This is a genomic window from Micromonospora sp. NBRC 110037 (assembly GCF_001652995.1).
In the GTDB taxonomy this organism is placed as follows: domain Bacteria; phylum Actinomycetota; class Actinomycetes; order Mycobacteriales; family Micromonosporaceae; genus Micromonospora; species Micromonospora chalcea.
On sequence record NZ_BBVA01000004.1, the window covers coordinates 711,576 to 727,088 of the forward strand.

The following is a 15,513-nucleotide window of genomic DNA, read 5'->3' on the forward strand; positions in this document are numbered from 1 at the left end:
GCGTGCTCCCCGGCCCCGCGCGGGCCCCCTCCACCGCATCGTGGACAGATCAGGAGACTCCGCCATGCCCTCGACCCGATCACCGCGGCGTGCCCTCACCGCCGCCGTCGCCCTGCTCGCCCTCACCACCGCCACCGCGTGCGGCGCCGACGCCGCCGCCGGCGCACAGACCAAGGAACTGCGCTACCAGGGTTCGGTGGGCCAGGTGACCCTCCCCGAACTCGCCGCCGACCTCGGCTACCTCGGCGACGTCACGCTCAACTGGATCGGCAACGTCACCGGCGGCCCGGCCGACATCCAGGCCACCGCCACCGGCCAGAGCGACTTCGGCGGCGCGTTCAACGGCGCGATCGTCAAGCTCCAGGCCGCCAACGCCCCGATCACCGCGGTGGTCAGCTACTACGGCTCCGACGCGCAGACGTTCCAGGGCTACTACGTGCTCGACGGCAGCCCGATCCGCGGCCCGCGCGACCTGATCGGCAAGCGGGTCGGCATGAACACGCTCGGCGCGCACGCCGAGGCCGTCCTGCGCACCTGGCTGGCCCGGGGCGGCCTCACCGCCGCCGAGATCGGCAAGGTCGAGTTGGTCGCGCTCCCGCCGGTGAACACCGAGCAGTCGCTGCGCGCCCGGCAGATCGACGTCGCCGTGCTCGGCGGCGTGATCCGCGACAAGGCGGTCGCGAACGGCGGCATCCGCACCGTCTTCACCGACTACGAACTCCTCGGCGCGTTCAGCGCCGGCAGCTACGTCTTCCGCGACGACTTCCTCACCCGTAACCCGGACACCGTCCGGACGTTCGTCACCGCAGTGGGCAAGGCGATCGAGTGGGCGCGCACCCAGCCGCGCGAGACGGTGGTGGCCCGGCTCAAGGCGATCATCGCCAAGCGCGGACGCAACGAGGACACCACGCTCGTGGAGTACTGGAAGTCCAGCGGCGTCGCCGAACCCGGCGGCCTCATCACCGACCGGGAGTTCGCCACCTGGATCGACTGGCTGGCCGACACCGGCGAACTCAAGGGCGAGCGGCCGAAACCGTCCGACCTCTACACCAACCGGTTCAACGCCGCCGCGGCCACAGGCGGTGGCGCATGAGCACCGACAAGATCCGCTTCGACCGGGTGCGCAAGGTCTTCCCCGGGCGGCGTGGCGGCGGCGGCGCGGTCACCGCGCTCGACGACCTCACCCTCGGGGTACGCCCCGGCGAGTTCCTGGTCGTCGTCGGCCCCAGCGGCTGCGGCAAGTCCACACTGCTCGACCTGCTCGGCGGGCTGGCCACCCCGACAGCCGGGCAGGTGCTCGTGGACGGCCGCCCGGTCACCGGGCCCGGCCTGGACCGGGGCATCGTCTTCCAGCAGTACGCGCTGCTGCCCTGGCGTACCGCCGCCGGCAACGTCGCGTTCGGACTGGAGGCCAAGGGCCTGCCCCGCGCCGAGCGCGCCGAGCGGGTCGCGTACCACCTCGACCTGGTCGGGCTGACCGGCTTCGCCGACCGCTACCCGCTCGAGCTGTCCGGCGGCATGAAGCAGCGCGTCGCCATCGCCCGCAGCCTCGCGTACGACCCGGACGTGCTGCTCATGGACGAGCCGTTCGCCGCGCTCGACGCGCAGACCCGCGACTCGCTGCAGGACGAGCTGGTGCGGATCTGGCAGGCCACCGGCAAGACGATCGTGTTCATCACGCACGGCATCGACGAAGCGGTGCACCTCGGTCAGCGGGTCGCCGTGATGACGTCCCGGCCCGGCCGGATCAAGCAGGTCATCGACATCGAGCTGGGCGACCGGGAGGCCGAGGAGGACGTCCGCTCCACCGGCGCGTTCCGCCACCACCGGCACCAGATCTGGACGCTGCTGCGCGACGAGGTACGCGCCGCGCAGTCCGCCGTACGCGAGGAGGCCCGCGTTGGTTGACGTCGCCGCACCGCCGGCCCGGCCGGTGGCCGCCCCGCCCGCTCCGGCCGTCGCGCCCGGCCGGCCCGCACGCCTGCTCGGCCTCGGCGGCCGGGCGCTGCACCGCAGCGCCGCGCTGCTGGCGCTGGCCGCGATCTGGGAGACGGTGCCCCGCGCCGGGCTGGTCGACCGGGTCTTCCTGCCCCCGCTGTCCGAAGTGCTCGCCGCCTGGTGGGAGCTGCTGCGCACCGGCCAGCTCGCCGACCACGTCGGCGCCAGTCTCACCCGCTCACTGACCGGGCTCGCGCTCGCCGTCGTCACCGCCATCCCGCTCGGCCTGCTGATCGGCTGGTACCGGCCGCTCGCGGACCTGCTCAGCCCGCTGCTGGAGGTGTTCCGCAACACCGCCGCGCTGGCGCTGCTGCCGGTCTTCGTGCTCATCCTCGGGCTCGGCGAGACGTCGAAGATCGCCCTGGTGGTCTACGCCTGCTCCTGGCCGATCCTGCTCAACACCGTCGCCGGCGTGAAGGGCGTCGACCCGCTGCTGATCCGCTCGGCCCGCTCGATGGGGCTCAACCACCTGCGGCTGTTCCAGAAGGTGATCCTGCCGGCGGCCGTGCCGACCGTGTTCACCGGCGTCCGGCTCGCCGGGGCGTACTCGATCCTGGTGCTCGTCGCCGCCGAGATGGTCGGCGCCAAGGCCGGGCTCGGCTACCTCGTGAACTACGCGCAGTACAACTTCGCGATCCCCGACATGTACGCCGGGATCATCACCATCTCCGCCATCGGGCTGGTGGTCAACCAGCTCCTCGTCGCCGGGGAACGCCGCTTCTCCACCTGGCGCGTCGACGTCACCACCGCCTGAGAGGAACCGCCATGTCCCGGACCCTGCACCTCAACGCCTTCCTGATGGGAGTCGGCCACCACGAGGCGGCCTGGCGGCACCCCCGCGCCGACCCGAGCCGCCTGGCCGACGTACGCCACTTCCAGAACCTGGCCCGCATCGCCGAGCGGGGCACGCTCGACTCGGTGTTCCTCGCCGACGGGCTCGCCGTCGGACCGGCCGTACGGCACAACATCCAGGCCGTCTTCGAGCCGATCACGCTGCTCGCCGCGATCGCCACCGCGACCGAGCACATCGGCCTGATCGCCACCGCCTCCACCACGTACACCGAACCGTTCAACCTGGCCCGCGCGTTCGCGTCGCTGGACCACCTCAGCGGCGGCCGGGCCGGCTGGAACATCGTCACCTCCGCCCAGGCCCGGGAGGCCCGCAACTTCAACCTCGACGACCACCCGGCGCACGCCGACCGCTACCGGCGGGCCGCCGAGTACGTCGACGTGGCGATCAAGCTCTGGGACAGCTGGGAGGACGACGCGCTGGTCCTGGACGCCGCCGCGGGCGTCTTCGCCGACACCGCCCGGGTGCACGAGATCGACCACGCCGGGGAGCGGTTCCGGGTCCGCGGGCCGCTGAACACGCCCCGCGCGCCGCAGGGCCGGCCGCTGCTGGTGCAGGCCGGCTCGTCCGCCGACGGGATCGCGTTCGCCGCCCGGTACGCCGAGGCCGTGTTCACCGCCCAGCAGACGCTCGCCGACGGCCAGGCGTTCTACGCCGCGCTGAAACGGGCCACCGCCGACGCCGGACGTGATCCCGACCTGGTCAAGGTGCTGCCCGGTATCGCGCCGGTCATCGGGGGTACGGAGAAGGAGGCCCGCGACCTCGCCGACGAACTGGAGGCCCTGATCGTGCCCGAGCACGCGCTCGCCCAGCTCTCCGGCATGACCGGCCTCGACCTGACCGGGCTGCCGCTGGACGGCCCGCTGCCCGACCCGCCCGACGCCGGCACGGTGCAGTCGCACCAGAGCCGCTACCAGCTCGTCGTCGAGCTGGCCCGGCGGGAACGGCTCACGCTCCGGCAGCTCATCGGCCGCCTCGGCGGTGGACGCGGACACCGCGTCGTGGTCGGCACCCCGGAACAGATCGCCGACCAGATCGAGCTCTGGTTCACCCAGGGCGCCGCCGACGGCTTCAACGTCATGCCACCGCTGCTCCCCGACGGACTGGAGGACTTCGTGGACCACGTCGTACCACTGCTGCGCCGGCGCGGGCTGTTCCGGTCCGCGTACACCGGGCGCACGCTGCGCGAGCACTACGGCCTGCCCCGGCCGGCCAGCGTCTACGCGACCCGTGAGCTGGTGGCGTCGTGACCACCGTGGACCGGCCCGGCGCCGGAACGGTCGAGCTGCGCCCGGTCGACGTCGACTCGTTCCGCGGCCTGCTGCGCCGCCAGGCGTCCACCGTCACCGTGGTCACCACCCCCGGCCTGCGCGGCAACCGGATGCGGCCGGACCTGCCGCCGGCCGGCTTCACCGCCACCTCGTTCACCTCGGTGTCGCTGGACCCGCCGCTGGTCTCGGTCTGCCTGGGCCGCGCCTCGTCGAGCTGGCCCACCGTCGAGCAGGCCGAGCACGTCGCCGTGCACCTGCTCGCCTCCGGCCAGCAGGAGATCGCGCAGATCTTCGCCACCAGCGGCATCGACCGATTCAGCGCCCACCCGGGCTGGACCACCGGGCCGTTCGGCGTGCCGCTGATCGGCGACGCGCTCGCCGTGCTGCTGTGCCGGGTGGTGCGCCGGATCGAGGCCGGCGACCACACCATCCTGCTCGGCGAGCCGCTCGCGCTCGGCGCGGGCGAGGACGGCGACCCGCTGCTGCACCACCGCGGCGGCTACACCACCACGCTCGGCGACTGGCCCGAGGCGTGGTGACCACCGCCGCCGACGAGCTGATCGCGCTCGACCGGGCCGCCCAGGACCTGCTGTTCCGGGCGGCCCGCACGGCCAACGCGTTCACCGACCAACCGGTCGGCGACGAGCAGGTACGCGCCATCCACGACCTGGTCCGGTACGGCCCGACCGCGATGAACGCCCAGCCGCTGCGGGTGCTGCTGCTGCGCTCGGCGGCGGCCCGGGCGCGGCTGCTGCCGTACGTCAGCGCCGGCAACCGGAACAAGACGGCCGGCGCGCCGCTGACCGCGGTGCTCGCCGCCGACGTGGACTGGCACGACCGGCTGCCCGAACTGTTCCCGCACCGCCCCGGCGCGCGGGACTGGTTCACCGGCGACCCGGCCGGACGGGAGGCCCAGGCCCGGTTCAACGCCGCGCTCCAGATCGGCTACCTGCTCGTCGGGGTACGCGCCGCCGGGCTGGCCGCCGGGCCGATGGCCGGGTTCGACGCGGCCGCTGTGGAACGGGAGTTCTTCCCGGACGGGCGGCACCGGGTGCTGCTGCTGATGAACATCGGCCGCCCGGCGCCGGACGCCTGGCGGGAGCGGCTGCCGCGCCTGCCCTACGAGGAGGTGGTCAGCACGCTGTGATCAGCGCGGCTCCCACGCGTCCGGCTGGGCGGTCAGCTTGCGCACGTGCGCCGGCAGCCGGCCGCTGACCAGCTCGTCCAGGCTCACCTCGTCGACCACCCGGCGCACCGAGGCGCGTACCGCCACCCAGAGGCGGGGCAGGTTCTCCGCCGCCCCCTCGTACCGCGTCTCCTCGGGGCGCAGCCCGCGTACCCCGGCGAGCGGGCCGTCGACGGCGCGCAACACGTGCCCGATGGTGATCTCGCGCGGCGGCCGGGCCAGCGTGTAGCCGCCCTCGGCGCCGCGCTGGGCCCGGACGACCCCGGCCCGGCGCAGGTCGGCCAGGACCGCCTCGAGGAACTTGCGCGGCATGTCCTGCTCCGCCGCGATGGCCTGGGTGGACAGCAGGGTGGGGTACGCGGTGGCCAGGCTCAGGGCTGCCCGGACCGCGTAGTCGCCGCGCGCGGAGATCTGCACAGTGCCATCATGCCTGGCCGGTGGGTGCGGGGGAGTCGGCGGGCGGCCGTGGTCGCACCAGACGGACGGGTAGCGGGCGCTCCCGGTTGGCCCGGAACGTCCCCGGGCTCACCCCGACCTCCCGGGTGAAGAAGCGGCCGAAGTTCGTCGGCTCGGGAAAACCCAGGTCCCGGCCGATCCGGGCGATCGACTCGTCGGTGGCGGCCAGCAGCCGGCACGCCTGCAACGCGACCCGCTCGTCGATGACCTGCTTGGCGCTGCGCCCGGTCACCGCCAGGCAGGCCCGGGTCAGCGTACGCACCGAACAGCCCAGCTGGGCGGCGTAGTCCTCCACCCGGCGGGTGTGCCGGTAGCCGCGTTCCACCTCGCGGCACAGCCGCCGGAACGTGTCGGTCTCGGCCCGGGGCGCGGCCCCGTTCTCCGGGTGCGGCAGCAGGCTCAGCCGCAGCAGCAGCACCGCGAGCTGGTGACGCAGCAGCGCCGCGGCGGGCGGCACCATCGCGTGCCGTTCGGCGTCCACCGCGAGCTGGCTGACCTCGCTGATCACCGCGTCCTCGTCCTCGCCGGCGAGCTGACGGTGGGCGGGCACCGAGTCCGGGTCGACGTCGAGGCCGGCCAGCGCGTCCGGCCGCCAGCTCACCACTGTCGCGTCGAGCTGCGCGCCGACGCACCGCAACACCTGACCGGGGTACGCGCGCAGCAGCGTGCCGGGCCGGCAGGGCACCGGCCGGAAGTCCAGCTCGGCGGTGCCGTGACCGTGGGTGACCAGGATCAGCACATCGCGGTCGAGCAGGACCGGCCGGGGCCAGCCGGGCTCGGCGGCGAGGTCGTCGAGCGCACCGGTGAGGATCTCGTCGGCGCCGGGGCGCGGCTCCGGCGGGCCGGTGCGGGTGGCCGGGGAGGGCTGACCGGTAGTGACCATCTCCCCGACGGTAACCGGCCCGGCCGCACGTTGCATCTCGACGGTTTCGCCCGCACGGACCGGTCTTGTCGGCACGCACGGCCGACGGTTAGGTTACCGATCGGTAAGCCCCGGGTCGGCCGACCGGCCCCCGGCCGGGCGACGGCGATGGGATGAGCATGACGGAACTGTTCTCGGTCGACGGCAAGACGGTGCTGGTCACCGGCGGTTCGCGGGGGATCGGACTGATGATCGCGCGGGGCTTCGTACGGGCCGGCGCAAAGGTGATCATCTCCTCGCGCAAGGCCGACGTGTGCGAGTCGGTCGCCAAGGAACTCTCCGCCGAAGGGCACTGCGAGGCGATCCCGGCCGACCTCGGCAGCGACGCGGGCGCGCTGGCGCTCGCCGAAGCCGTGCGGGAACGCCACGACCGGCTGCACGTACTGGTGAACAACGCGGGCGCCACCTGGGGCGCGCCGTTGGAGGAGTACCCGGAGGGCGCCTTCGACAAGCTCTGGGCGGTCAACGTCAAGGCGGTCTTCCGGCTCACCACCGCGCTGCTGCCGCAACTGCGCGCCGCGGCCGGCGCCGACGACCCCGCCCGCGTGATCAACATCGGGTCGGTCGACGGCATCCGGGTGCCGTGGATGGAGGTGTACGCGTACTCGGCCACCAAGGCCGCCGTGCACATGCTCACCCGCAGCCTCGCCCACCAGCTCGCCGGCGAGCGGATCACCGTCAACGCGATCGCGCCCGGCCCGTTCGAGAGCAAGATGATGGCGTTCGCGCTCGACGACCCGGAGTCGCGCTCGGCGATCGAGCAGCAGGTGCCGCTGGGCCGGATCGGGCGACCCGAGGACATGGCGGGCACGGCGATCTACCTGGCGTCGCGCGCCGGCGCGTACCTGACCGGCGCGGTCATCCCGGTCGACGGCGGAATCACCACGCGCGGCTGAGGCGTACCCCGGTGAAGACGGCCCGGGGCCGCGCGGACTCGGCAGATCCGCGCGGCCCCGGGTGTTGCCGTGTCAGCGACCGGCGAGCAGCCGGTTCACCGCGGTGTCGACGTCCAGGTGCTCGGCCTCACGGCCGCGCGGGACGACGACGTAGGTCCGGCGCAGGAAGCGCACCAGCACGCTGCGCGGAACCTCGAACAGGGCGTTGCCGTCCGGGGACGACAGCGCGAGCGCGACGAAGTCGCCGCGCGGTGTGGCCCACGGCCAGACCCGCACATCACCGATGCCGGCCGGCTCGTCGAGCCCGGTGACCAGCAGTTCGCGTGCGAACGACCAGCTCACCGCCTCGCCGCCGGCGGACTCGGCGTGGAACAGGACATGGACCGCATACGGGTCAGCAGGGTCGTAACGCAGACTGGCACGCACCGGCAAGGCGGTGGCGTCAGGCGCGACGAGCCTTAGCGACGTCTCGACCTCTACGGTCGTCGGTCGGATGACACTCATGGACGTTCTCCCCCCGGCACCGCTGCGGAACGCGCGTGTCCCGCTTTTCCCATACTCAGGTGCTGCTCCTGGCTACGCTCCGCCATACGCTGACTTCACCCAGTGGTGGGAAGGGGTTCGGAAAGCCCCCGGGAACCACTCGGCCCCGCGTAGAATTTCCGGTTCCGCCCACTCCGTCGTCCCGCCCGGCAACGGGTGGTTCAGTCGTCGACTTACTCCGGTAACGTCCAGTCGTCAGCAGGGGTGACGGTCCCGCGCGACACTGGGGGTGGAAATGGTCACGGGGGGCGGGTCGGTGACGTCGCGGACCACGGCCGAATCGCCGAAAGGTGCGGCCCGAGCAGCCGAAAGTCGGGGGTACGAGGTGCCTGTGGAAGGGCGGTCGCGAGGCACTCTCACGGAGCAGCGCCGGCGCCGACGTGGCTGGCGGTTGCGCCTGCACACCACCCTCGAACTCATCCGCGCCAACCCCACCGGCCGCGTCGCCCTGAAGATCTTCATCGGCATCCTCGGCGCGATCGTGGTCACCGTCGGCATCGCGCTGATCCCGCTGCCCGGGCCCGGCTGGCTGCTGGTCATCGCCGGCCTCGGCGTCTGGGCCGTCGAGTTCCACTGGGCGCGACGGCTGCTCGCGTTCACCCGCCGGCACGTCAACTCCTGGACGCAATGGGTGAAGCGACAGTCACTGGGAGTGCGGTTCGTGTTGGGCGCGGTCGGGCTCGTGTTCGTGTCCGTCGTGGTGTGGCTGTCGCTCAAGTACAGCCTCGGCATCGACGTCGTGGCGCAGGCGCTGCACTACCTCGCGACGCACTGAGGGCCGGTTTTTGGTCCGGGCGGGTGATCGGGTAGAGTCATGCGCGCTGAGGGCGATTAGCTCAGCGGGAGAGCGCTTCGTTCACACCGAAGAGGTCACTGGTTCGATCCCAGTATCGCCCACCATGCATGTATGCAGGTCAGACGCCCGTCGCCGGAGTAGCCGGTAACGGGCGTCTGCCGTCTTGCCCCTTGAATTGGGAGCAGATCGGGAGCAGGGTGTCCGGCGCGCTGGTGTCCGGCTGCGTCGTGCGGTGTTGCCTGTCGGTCTCTTGAGAAGTATCGCTACCGGCACCCATCATGGCGCGCCGGTTGTGGCTTACGGGCCTGCTGGCGGCGCGGGTCGATGGGCCCTCCGTTCGGCGCTCCATATGGCGAGTCCTGTGGCCAGCGATGGGGGCGAAGTCGGCGTGCGGGGATAAGGGCAGCAGGACGGACCCGTCGCGCAAGGGCACCGGTCGTAGACTGTGCGGCGCCTGTTCGGACGGCACGCGCGGCGATGAGCCTGGCCAAGAACGACTTCGCCCGCCGCTATGCGGCAGCGATGGAGGCCGACGACAAGGTCACCCTTAACACCCTCGACCTGTTCCGCAAGGACGTCTCCACCTACGTCCGGCTTTACGACTTCATGAGCCAGATCGTCAACTACGGCGACCCCTACATGGAGCCCCTGTCGATTTTCCTGCGGCTCCTTGAGAAGGTCATCGCAGATGCCTCCTGGGCTGCAGAGGTCGACCTTTCCGACGTGGTACTGGTCGGGGTAAAGCACACCAAGGCGACGGCGGCCGACACCTCACTGACCGGTGAGGGCCAGCTCAAGGGCATCGGCGCTGCGGGCACCGGCACCCGGAGAGAACCGAAGTACGTCGCCCTACAGGTGGTCATCGACAAGATGAACGACCTTTTCGGTGCCGAGTCGTTTTCCGCCTCCCAGGTCCGTGAGTTCGTGCAAGGGCTCGTGCAGTGGCTGCTCGCCTATCCGGGCTTGGTCAACCAGGCCAAGGTGAACTCGAAGAGGCAGTTCATGGAGTCGCAGGACCTTCAAGCGGCGGTCACTGAGGCGGTCGTCGACAACCAGGAGGCCCACAACACAATGGCCGTCTACTTTTTCAGCGACGGCCCGGACATCAACGCCGTCATCATGGCGCTCGCGGACGCCTTCTACGAGGCAGCGATCGATCAGCGGACGGACGTGTGACCAAGCCCGGGTCCCGTCCCGGTCCGGGACCCGGGCAAAGTTGTGCATTACGAGCGGCGGCGAAGCAAGATCTTGAGGATCTCGACGGCGGTGCGGCGGCGGGTGGGGGTTCGGGTGAGAAGGGCGGTGAGTGCCGCTGCCGTCACCGTAGTGGCGTAGAGCAGCCCGCCGGCGCTGGCCGTCGCTGCCGTGGTGTCGAGTAAGTCAGGAAGGTTCGGCATCCAGGTCTCCATAGTCGAACTGAGGCGTTGCTGTCGCTCTTTTCTGCCGCTCCGGTCGTTTTCCGGCGATCCGCCGTCCGCTAAAATGCGGGAATGGCCAGGTCGCAACCGGTGGGAAAAACTCCGGCCCGGATCCGGCCCGGATCCGGCTCGAAGAGGGTAGCCAGGTGACGACCGAGTCCTCTGCCGCGGACCGATTCGCTTCTGCACTGCGTGAGCTATACGAGGCCGCTGGTAGACCGGAGCATCGGCTGCTGATTAAGCAGGCTGGACGACAGGAGCCCTCAGTCCTGCTGGCGCCGCGTAGCCTCAGCGACTGGTTCGGTGGTCGGCACCTGCCGCAGGACCCACGAGCGGTGAGGTTTCTTGTGACCTTCCTGCAGCCCATGGCTGCACAGCGAACCAGCTCTTATCGAGCGGAGGGCTGGGCCTGGTGGCAGGAGCTGCACGAACGGGCCCGCCGTGACCACAGCGCCCGCGCCGGTCGGCCACGGACTCGCCCCGCCAGGTCTGTACCGGAGCGCTCCCGGCTCGGTAAGCCGATCAGCGACTGCGATCCCCTGAGGCTGGAGGTGCACCGGGCGATGGACGTGCCCGGCCACGACGGCGTGCTACCGAAGATGCCACCGTATGTGTCTCGGGGACACGATGCACGGCTCCGCGAGGCGGTGCAGTCCGCTGCCAACGGACGCAGCGAGTTCGTGGTTCTGGTGGGGGGCTCGTCGACCGGAAAGACCCGGGCTTGCTGGGAGGCGATTCAGGTCCTGGATGAGCGGTGGCAGCTCTGGCATCCGATCGACCCTTCTCGTCCGGAGGCCGCTGCCCGGGCGGTAGCTGATGTGGGGCCGCGCACAGTGGTATGGCTCAATGAAGCACAGCACTATCTGCTCACGGCTGATCCTGGAGTGGGTGAAAGGATCGCGGCTGGGCTGCGGACCCTGCTTGCCGACCCGGCGCGGGGTCCAGTGCTGGTTCTCGCGACACTGTGGCCGGAGTATTGGACAACGCTAACGGCTGCTCCCAAGGTGGAGAAACCCGATCAGTACGCCCAAGCGCGACAGCTGCTTTCTGGCGCCGACATGCGGGTCCCGGAGGCCTTCACCGCAGCCGAACTGAGAGCGCTGGCCGATGCCGCAACTGGGGATGTCCGACTGAGGCACGCCGTCAGGCACGCCGCTGATGGGCGGGTTACCCAGCACCTGGCCGGTGTGCCGGAGTTGTCGGCTCGCTACCGCAATGCATTTCCTGCAGCCAGAGCTGTTATCGACGTAGCGATCGATGCACGACGGATTGGGTATTCGGTGCAGATCCCGCATAGTCTATTGGAACAGGCGGCCCCTGGCTATCTGACCGATCTGGAATGGCAGCAGGCCGGTGAAGGTTGGCTTGAAAGGGCTTTGGACTACACCGAAGAACCCTGCCACGGCGTTCGCGGCCCCTTGACACGGATCCGTGCCCGACCTGGAGACCTCGCCAACTCATCTGGCGAACCCCGCTACCGCTTGGCCGACTATTTGGAACAGAGTGGCCGCGCCGAACGCGCTGCAGCTTTTCCTCCCGACAGCTTTTGGATCGCTACCGCTAAGACCGTCAGCGACCCCGACCTGCTACGTCGCCTTGCCGATCATGCTCGAAAACGAGGTCGATACCAACACGCCGTCAACCTCTATCGGATGGCTGTCGCTCACGGTGACAGCCGCAGCCTCATGTACCTCGCTAGATTTCGAGTGTCGAACGGTGACCGCGACGCTGCCGCCGCCTTACTTCAGCAAGCTGCCGATCACGGCGATACCGACGTGTTGCGGCTCATGGCCTTGGCGGCTGAGCGGCTAGGGGATTCGGCGAGCGCCGAGGCCATCGCTACCCAGGCCGCCGACTACGGCAACACACAGGTGCTGCGTGAGCTTGCCTTCCAGCACAGCATGACGTTTGATCGTGCCCGCGCCGTGGCCCTGTACCGGCAGGCAGCTGAGCGCGGCGACAAGGGGGCGTTGCGGGACCTGTCGCATCTGCGGCAGCAGGCCGGCGACGCCGATGGTGCCGAGATGCTGGCGTTGGAGGCAGCTAGCGGCGGCGACACCCGTGCGCTGCGGGATCTGGTACGACATCGCTACGGAGAAGGCGACATTGCCGGCGCCAGAGCCATAGCTGTCCGCGCCGCCGATCAAGGCAACACCGAGTTGCTGCGGGACCTTGCTGAACGATGCGAGGCCGCCGGGGACACCGCTGCAGCCATGGACTTGTACCAGCAGGCTGCCAACCGCGGCGACATCCAGGCGTTGCGGGACCTAGCTGAGTTACGGCAGGCGGCCGGAGATACCGCCTCCGCCGCCGACTTGTTCCAGCAGTTGGCCGACCGCGGCGACATCCAGGCGTTGCGGGACCTAGCTGAGTTACGGCAGGCGGCCGGAGATACCGCCTCCGCCGCTGACTTGTATCAGCTGGCGGTCAATCGGGGCTACACAGAAGCGTGGTGGGACCTAGCCCGGCTGCGGGAACAGGCAGGGGACGCAACTGGCGCCGAGGTGTTAGCCCTTGAGGCGGCTAACCACGGCAACACTCGGGCGTTGTGGCACCTGTCGCAACTGAGAGAACGAAGGGGCGATCACGCCAGCGCCGAGGCACTCGCTCTACAAGCCGCTGACCGTGGCGACGCCAATGCTTTGCGAGACCTGGCACCGCTGCGGGAGCGAGCAGGCGATCGCGTCGGCGCCGAAGCATTAGCCATACAAGCTGCCGATCGCGGCTATACCGACATCCTGCAAAACCTGGCCGTATGGCGAGAACGGGAAGGCAATCTCCTCGGTGCTGAGCCTCTGTATCGTCAAGCTGCGGATCGCGGTGACACGCAGGCGCTTAAGCACCTGGCCGCGCTTCGCGAGCAGGCGGGGGACTACACTGAAGCCGAGGTCATGTATCGGCGCGCTATCGACCGTGGCGACGATGATGCGTTGTGGTGCCTAGCCAACCTGTGGGACCGGGCAAGCAACTGCACCAGCGCCGATCAGCTACGACGGTTTGGACTGACTAGCTGCGGCATGCCAGCGACCGGACTGGATTTTGATGCTCCCATAGTCCTACCGTCGGACGCAGGCACGTCGATATAGGAATGCCAGCGTTCGCCCGACTTTGCAAGGTCTATGAGCCTTTTTCATCCTGCGTAGCGGGCGGCTTCGACGTGGTGCAAGACGAGGGTGGCCTGCACGATCGCGGTAGCGCGGCGCGGGCAGCAGCGAAGCTTGGCCAGGATCTTCCAGACCTCCGATAGCTGTAAGGGTCAAGCGAGGGTTGGGTTTCGGGTGGGGAATGCCTTGGTCTCGTCGTAGAGCTGCCGTGTGGTGAGGCATTGGTGTAGGCAGCCGATGAGCCGGTTGAAGAGGTGGCGTAGGGCGGCGGCGTGGCGGTCGGCGTGGACTTCCCGGCGTCGTTTGTAGTGCTCGCGTGCGTGGGGTGAGTTGGTGGCGGCGACGAACGCCCAGACCCAGCCGGCGGCAGCGAGTCGGTCGTTCTTGACGCGGCGGTGAGTGATGGAGATGCTCCGTCCGGAGGCGCGGGTGACGGGTGCGGAGCCGGCGTAGGCCTTAACGGCGCGGGCGTCGGTGAAGCGGGCGCGGTCGTCACCGAGTTCGGCCAGGACACGGGCGCCGGTGAGGTCACCCAGGCCGGGAAAGCTGGTGATGATCTGGTAGTCGGGGTGTTGAGTGAATGCTTGGGCGCAGGCTTCGCCGAGCTGAGCGACGTTGGCGCACTCGGTGTTGAGGGTGGCCAGCAACGCCAGTGCGGTAGTGCCCATCGCGTCCTCGATCATCGACGGTTGCCGTAGGTGTGGCACGCGTAGTGCCTGCTGAATCTCGGCGGCAAGGGCGTCGATACCGCGTTGGCGGCCGCCGCGGCGCAGCGCTGCGGCGATGCGTGCCTTGCTCAGCTTGGCCCCGGCTGCCGGCGTTGGGGCAACGGCGAGGATCGCGCGGGCGTCGCTGCTGGTCAGGTAGTCCTTGCGGTTGATGAAAGCGTCGAGGAAGGCCGGGTAGTACTCGCGGAGCAGTGAGCGAAGCTCGTTAGATGCCTTGGTGCGCCGCCAGGTCGCGTCCTGCTGCGCGCGGGCCAGGACGGCGATGGCGCGAGCGAGTTCGGTGTCAGCGGGCAAGGCGCGGTGGACGTGGGCGTCGGTGCGCAGGATGTTCGCCAAGACCATCGCGTCGGCGTGGTCTGACTTGCTGCGCGAGACGCTGTGCCGGTCCCGATAGCGGGACACCGCCATCGGGTTGATCGCGTAGACGGGCCGGCTACTGGCCCGCAACGCCGCTACCAGCAGCCCGCGTGGCGTCTCGATCGCCACAGGGATCGGGTCCTCGGCGGTGTCGCCGGCGGCGGCCATCATGTCCAGCAGTTGTTGCCAACCTTCGACCGTCTCGTGGATGCGCCTCTTGGCCACCAACTCGCCGTGCTCGTCGACCAGCGCGACGTCGTGATGCCGTTCGGCCCAGTCGATTCCGCAGAACACCTTGCTCAAAGCTGCTCCCGTTCACTCGAACGTTTACATCGGCCTAGGTCAAACCCCTGGTAGGATCGCGCGGCACCCTAATAGCGAGGCTCGTGGCCTACCCTCCGATTAGCCATTTCGCGATCCCAGCGACCACCACGACTCCCGTGCTGGTTCAGAGCTCGACGGCTCCCGGTAAGCGAGGGGTGCATCATGCTGGCGGGCTCGAACCACGAACAAGTAACCATCCTGACCTGTGTGAAGTGATCCGCCCCGGCAGTGCCGGTCGTGCTGGGCCTGTAGCGACCGTGCGCCGGCAATCGAGACAATCCTGGCTGAACGGCCGCCGCCCGACCACCTGACCGTGCACTCGGCAGGGCGCACCAAGCCTGGAAAGAGGCCTCACAGGACCGGGGTCTTGAGTAGGAATCCACCCGGCTTCGGCATAGTCCCGAGGTCAACGGCGGCCGTTCGGGTTCTATTAGGTCTTGAGCGTGGCGATCGCGCGCTCACCGCGGGCGCGGATCTTCGCGTGCGCCCGGTTGACCGTCTTCTGCCGGCGTGACAGCTTCGGCCGGAAGCGGCGCCGCTTGAACGGGATGCGCAGGCTGCCACGGGCGCCCTGGTAGCCCTTGTCCGCGAAGGTCATCACATCGGCGCTGGTCAAGGCTTCGATGATGCCGTGGGTGCGGGCGGCGGTCAGGTCATGCGTTGA

At 69.9% G+C, this 15,513-nt stretch carries 15 protein-coding genes, 1 tRNA gene and 2 pseudogenes; 11 read left to right on the plus strand and 7 right to left on the minus strand.

The annotated features are described in order from the left end of the window. Positions 1-64: 64 nt before the first annotated feature. The 6 genes from A4R25_RS16230 to A4R25_RS16255 are packed head-to-tail and all read left to right on the plus strand — an operon-like array spanning position 65 to position 5,266. Positions 65-1,093, plus strand: a complete 1,029-nt coding sequence (locus A4R25_RS16230) for an ABC transporter substrate-binding protein (RefSeq protein ID WP_064447225.1) — start codon at positions 65-67, stop codon at positions 1,091-1,093. After that, a complete protein-coding gene (locus A4R25_RS16235) occupies positions 1,090-1,908 on the plus strand; it encodes an ABC transporter ATP-binding protein (protein WP_064447226.1) in 819 nt (272 codons plus the stop codon). Before A4R25_RS16230 ends, A4R25_RS16235 begins: the two co-directional genes overlap by 4 nt. After that, positions 1,901-2,752 (plus strand): ABC transporter permease, encoded by an 852-nt coding sequence (locus A4R25_RS16240; protein ID WP_082931027.1) that lies wholly within the window; start codon positions 1,901-1,903, stop codon positions 2,750-2,752. Before A4R25_RS16235 ends, A4R25_RS16240 begins: the two co-directional genes overlap by 8 nt. 11 nt (positions 2,753-2,763) lie before the next feature. Next, on the plus strand, positions 2,764-4,098 hold the full coding sequence (locus tag A4R25_RS16245) for an LLM class flavin-dependent oxidoreductase (RefSeq protein ID WP_064447228.1): 1,335 nt from the start codon (positions 2,764-2,766) through the stop codon (positions 4,096-4,098). Continuing rightward, on the plus strand, positions 4,095-4,658 hold the full coding sequence (locus A4R25_RS16250) for a flavin reductase family protein (protein WP_043325522.1): 564 nt from the start codon (positions 4,095-4,097) through the stop codon (positions 4,656-4,658). The genes A4R25_RS16245 and A4R25_RS16250 overlap by 4 nt, the downstream gene beginning before the upstream one ends. Beyond that, entirely contained in the window at positions 4,655-5,266 is a 612-nt protein-coding gene (locus tag A4R25_RS16255; protein WP_064447272.1) for a malonic semialdehyde reductase, read from the plus strand. Before A4R25_RS16250 ends, A4R25_RS16255 begins: the two co-directional genes overlap by 4 nt. Here A4R25_RS16255 and A4R25_RS16260 read toward each other — a convergent pair whose 3' ends face one another. Both A4R25_RS16260 and A4R25_RS16265 read right to left on the minus strand, forming a co-directional pair. After that, positions 5,267-5,722 carry an Rrf2 family transcriptional regulator gene (locus A4R25_RS16260; RefSeq protein WP_013284925.1) on the minus strand — a complete coding sequence of 152 codons (456 nt, stop codon included), beginning with the start codon at positions 5,720-5,722 and terminating at the stop codon, positions 5,267-5,269. 7 nt (positions 5,723-5,729) lie between these two features. Further along, positions 5,730-6,644: an AraC family transcriptional regulator gene (locus A4R25_RS16265; protein WP_043325518.1), complete on the minus strand. Its 915-nt coding sequence runs from the start codon at positions 6,642-6,644 to the stop codon at positions 5,730-5,732. Between the two features lie 158 nt (positions 6,645-6,802). Here A4R25_RS16265 and A4R25_RS16270 point away from each other — a divergent pair, with 158 nt between their 5' ends. Next, positions 6,803-7,579: a glucose 1-dehydrogenase gene (locus A4R25_RS16270; RefSeq protein ID WP_043325516.1), complete on the plus strand. Its 777-nt coding sequence runs from the start codon at positions 6,803-6,805 to the stop codon at positions 7,577-7,579. Positions 7,580-7,651: 72 nt separating this feature from the next. On the opposite strand, the gene A4R25_RS16275 is transcribed toward A4R25_RS16270, so the two are convergent. Further along, positions 7,652-8,083 (minus strand): SsgA family sporulation/cell division regulator, encoded by a 432-nt coding sequence (locus A4R25_RS16275; RefSeq protein WP_007457244.1) that lies wholly within the window; start codon positions 8,081-8,083, stop codon positions 7,652-7,654. A 274-nt stretch (positions 8,084-8,357) separates the two neighbouring features. Here A4R25_RS16275 and A4R25_RS16280 point away from each other — a divergent pair, with 274 nt between their 5' ends. From A4R25_RS16280 to A4R25_RS16290, 3 genes are all read left to right on the plus strand, one after another. Beyond that, positions 8,358-8,897 carry a TIGR02611 family protein gene (locus A4R25_RS16280; protein ID WP_176722870.1) on the plus strand — a complete coding sequence of 180 codons (540 nt, stop codon included), beginning with the start codon at positions 8,358-8,360 and terminating at the stop codon, positions 8,895-8,897. Between the two features lie 50 nt (positions 8,898-8,947). Beyond that, positions 8,948-9,022: transfer RNA gene (locus tag A4R25_RS16285), tRNA-Val, on the plus strand. Positions 9,023-9,395: 373 nt separating this feature from the next. Beyond that, positions 9,396-10,094 carry a hypothetical protein gene (locus A4R25_RS16290; RefSeq protein WP_064447229.1) on the plus strand — a complete coding sequence of 233 codons (699 nt, stop codon included), beginning with the start codon at positions 9,396-9,398 and terminating at the stop codon, positions 10,092-10,094. 47 nt (positions 10,095-10,141) lie between these two features. On the opposite strand, the gene A4R25_RS16295 is transcribed toward A4R25_RS16290, so the two are convergent. Continuing rightward, a complete protein-coding gene (locus A4R25_RS16295; RefSeq protein ID WP_064447230.1) occupies positions 10,142-10,327 on the minus strand; it encodes a hypothetical protein in 186 nt (61 codons plus the stop codon). Positions 10,328-11,016: 689 nt separating this feature from the next. Between A4R25_RS16295 and A4R25_RS31140 the strand changes: the two genes are divergently transcribed. After that, positions 11,017-13,422: a transcriptional regulator gene (locus A4R25_RS31140; RefSeq protein ID WP_157539075.1), complete on the plus strand. Its 2,406-nt coding sequence runs from the start codon at positions 11,017-11,019 to the stop codon at positions 13,420-13,422. Between the two features lie 44 nt (positions 13,423-13,466). Here the strand turns inward: A4R25_RS31140 and A4R25_RS31145 are convergent. The 3 genes and pseudogenes from A4R25_RS31145 to A4R25_RS16310 all read right to left on the minus strand — a co-directional run. Beyond that, positions 13,467-13,571, minus strand: a pseudogene (locus A4R25_RS31145) (IS5/IS1182 family transposase); the annotation flags it as partial. Positions 13,572-13,592: 21 nt separating this feature from the next. Then, entirely contained in the window at positions 13,593-14,828 is a 1,236-nt protein-coding gene (locus A4R25_RS16305) for an IS110 family transposase (RefSeq protein WP_064447232.1), read from the minus strand. A 454-nt stretch (positions 14,829-15,282) separates the two neighbouring features. Next, positions 15,283-15,513 (minus strand): annotated as a pseudogene (locus A4R25_RS16310) (transposase family protein); the annotation flags it as partial.

Coding starts and splice junctions, on each gene's coding strand:
- A4R25_RS16230 (WP_064447225.1), top strand. CDS start 65: ATGCCCTCGACCCGATCACCGCGGCGTGCCCTCACCGCCGCCGTCGCC.
- A4R25_RS16235 (WP_064447226.1), top strand. CDS start 1,090: ATGAGCACCGACAAGATCCGCTTCGACCGGGTGCGCAAGGTCTTCCCC.
- A4R25_RS16245 (WP_064447228.1), top strand. CDS start 2,764: ATGTCCCGGACCCTGCACCTCAACGCCTTCCTGATGGGAGTCGGCCAC.
- A4R25_RS16265 (WP_043325518.1), bottom strand. CDS start 6,644: ATGGTCACTACCGGTCAGCCCTCCCCGGCCACCCGCACCGGCCCGCCG.
- A4R25_RS16270 (WP_043325516.1), top strand. CDS start 6,803: ATGACGGAACTGTTCTCGGTCGACGGCAAGACGGTGCTGGTCACCGGC.
- A4R25_RS16275 (WP_007457244.1), bottom strand. CDS start 8,083: ATGAGTGTCATCCGACCGACGACCGTAGAGGTCGAGACGTCGCTAAGG.
- A4R25_RS16280 (WP_176722870.1), top strand. CDS start 8,358: ATGGTCACGGGGGGCGGGTCGGTGACGTCGCGGACCACGGCCGAATCG.
- A4R25_RS16290 (WP_064447229.1), top strand. CDS start 9,396: ATGAGCCTGGCCAAGAACGACTTCGCCCGCCGCTATGCGGCAGCGATG.
- A4R25_RS16295 (WP_064447230.1), bottom strand. CDS start 10,327: ATGGAGACCTGGATGCCGAACCTTCCTGACTTACTCGACACCACGGCA.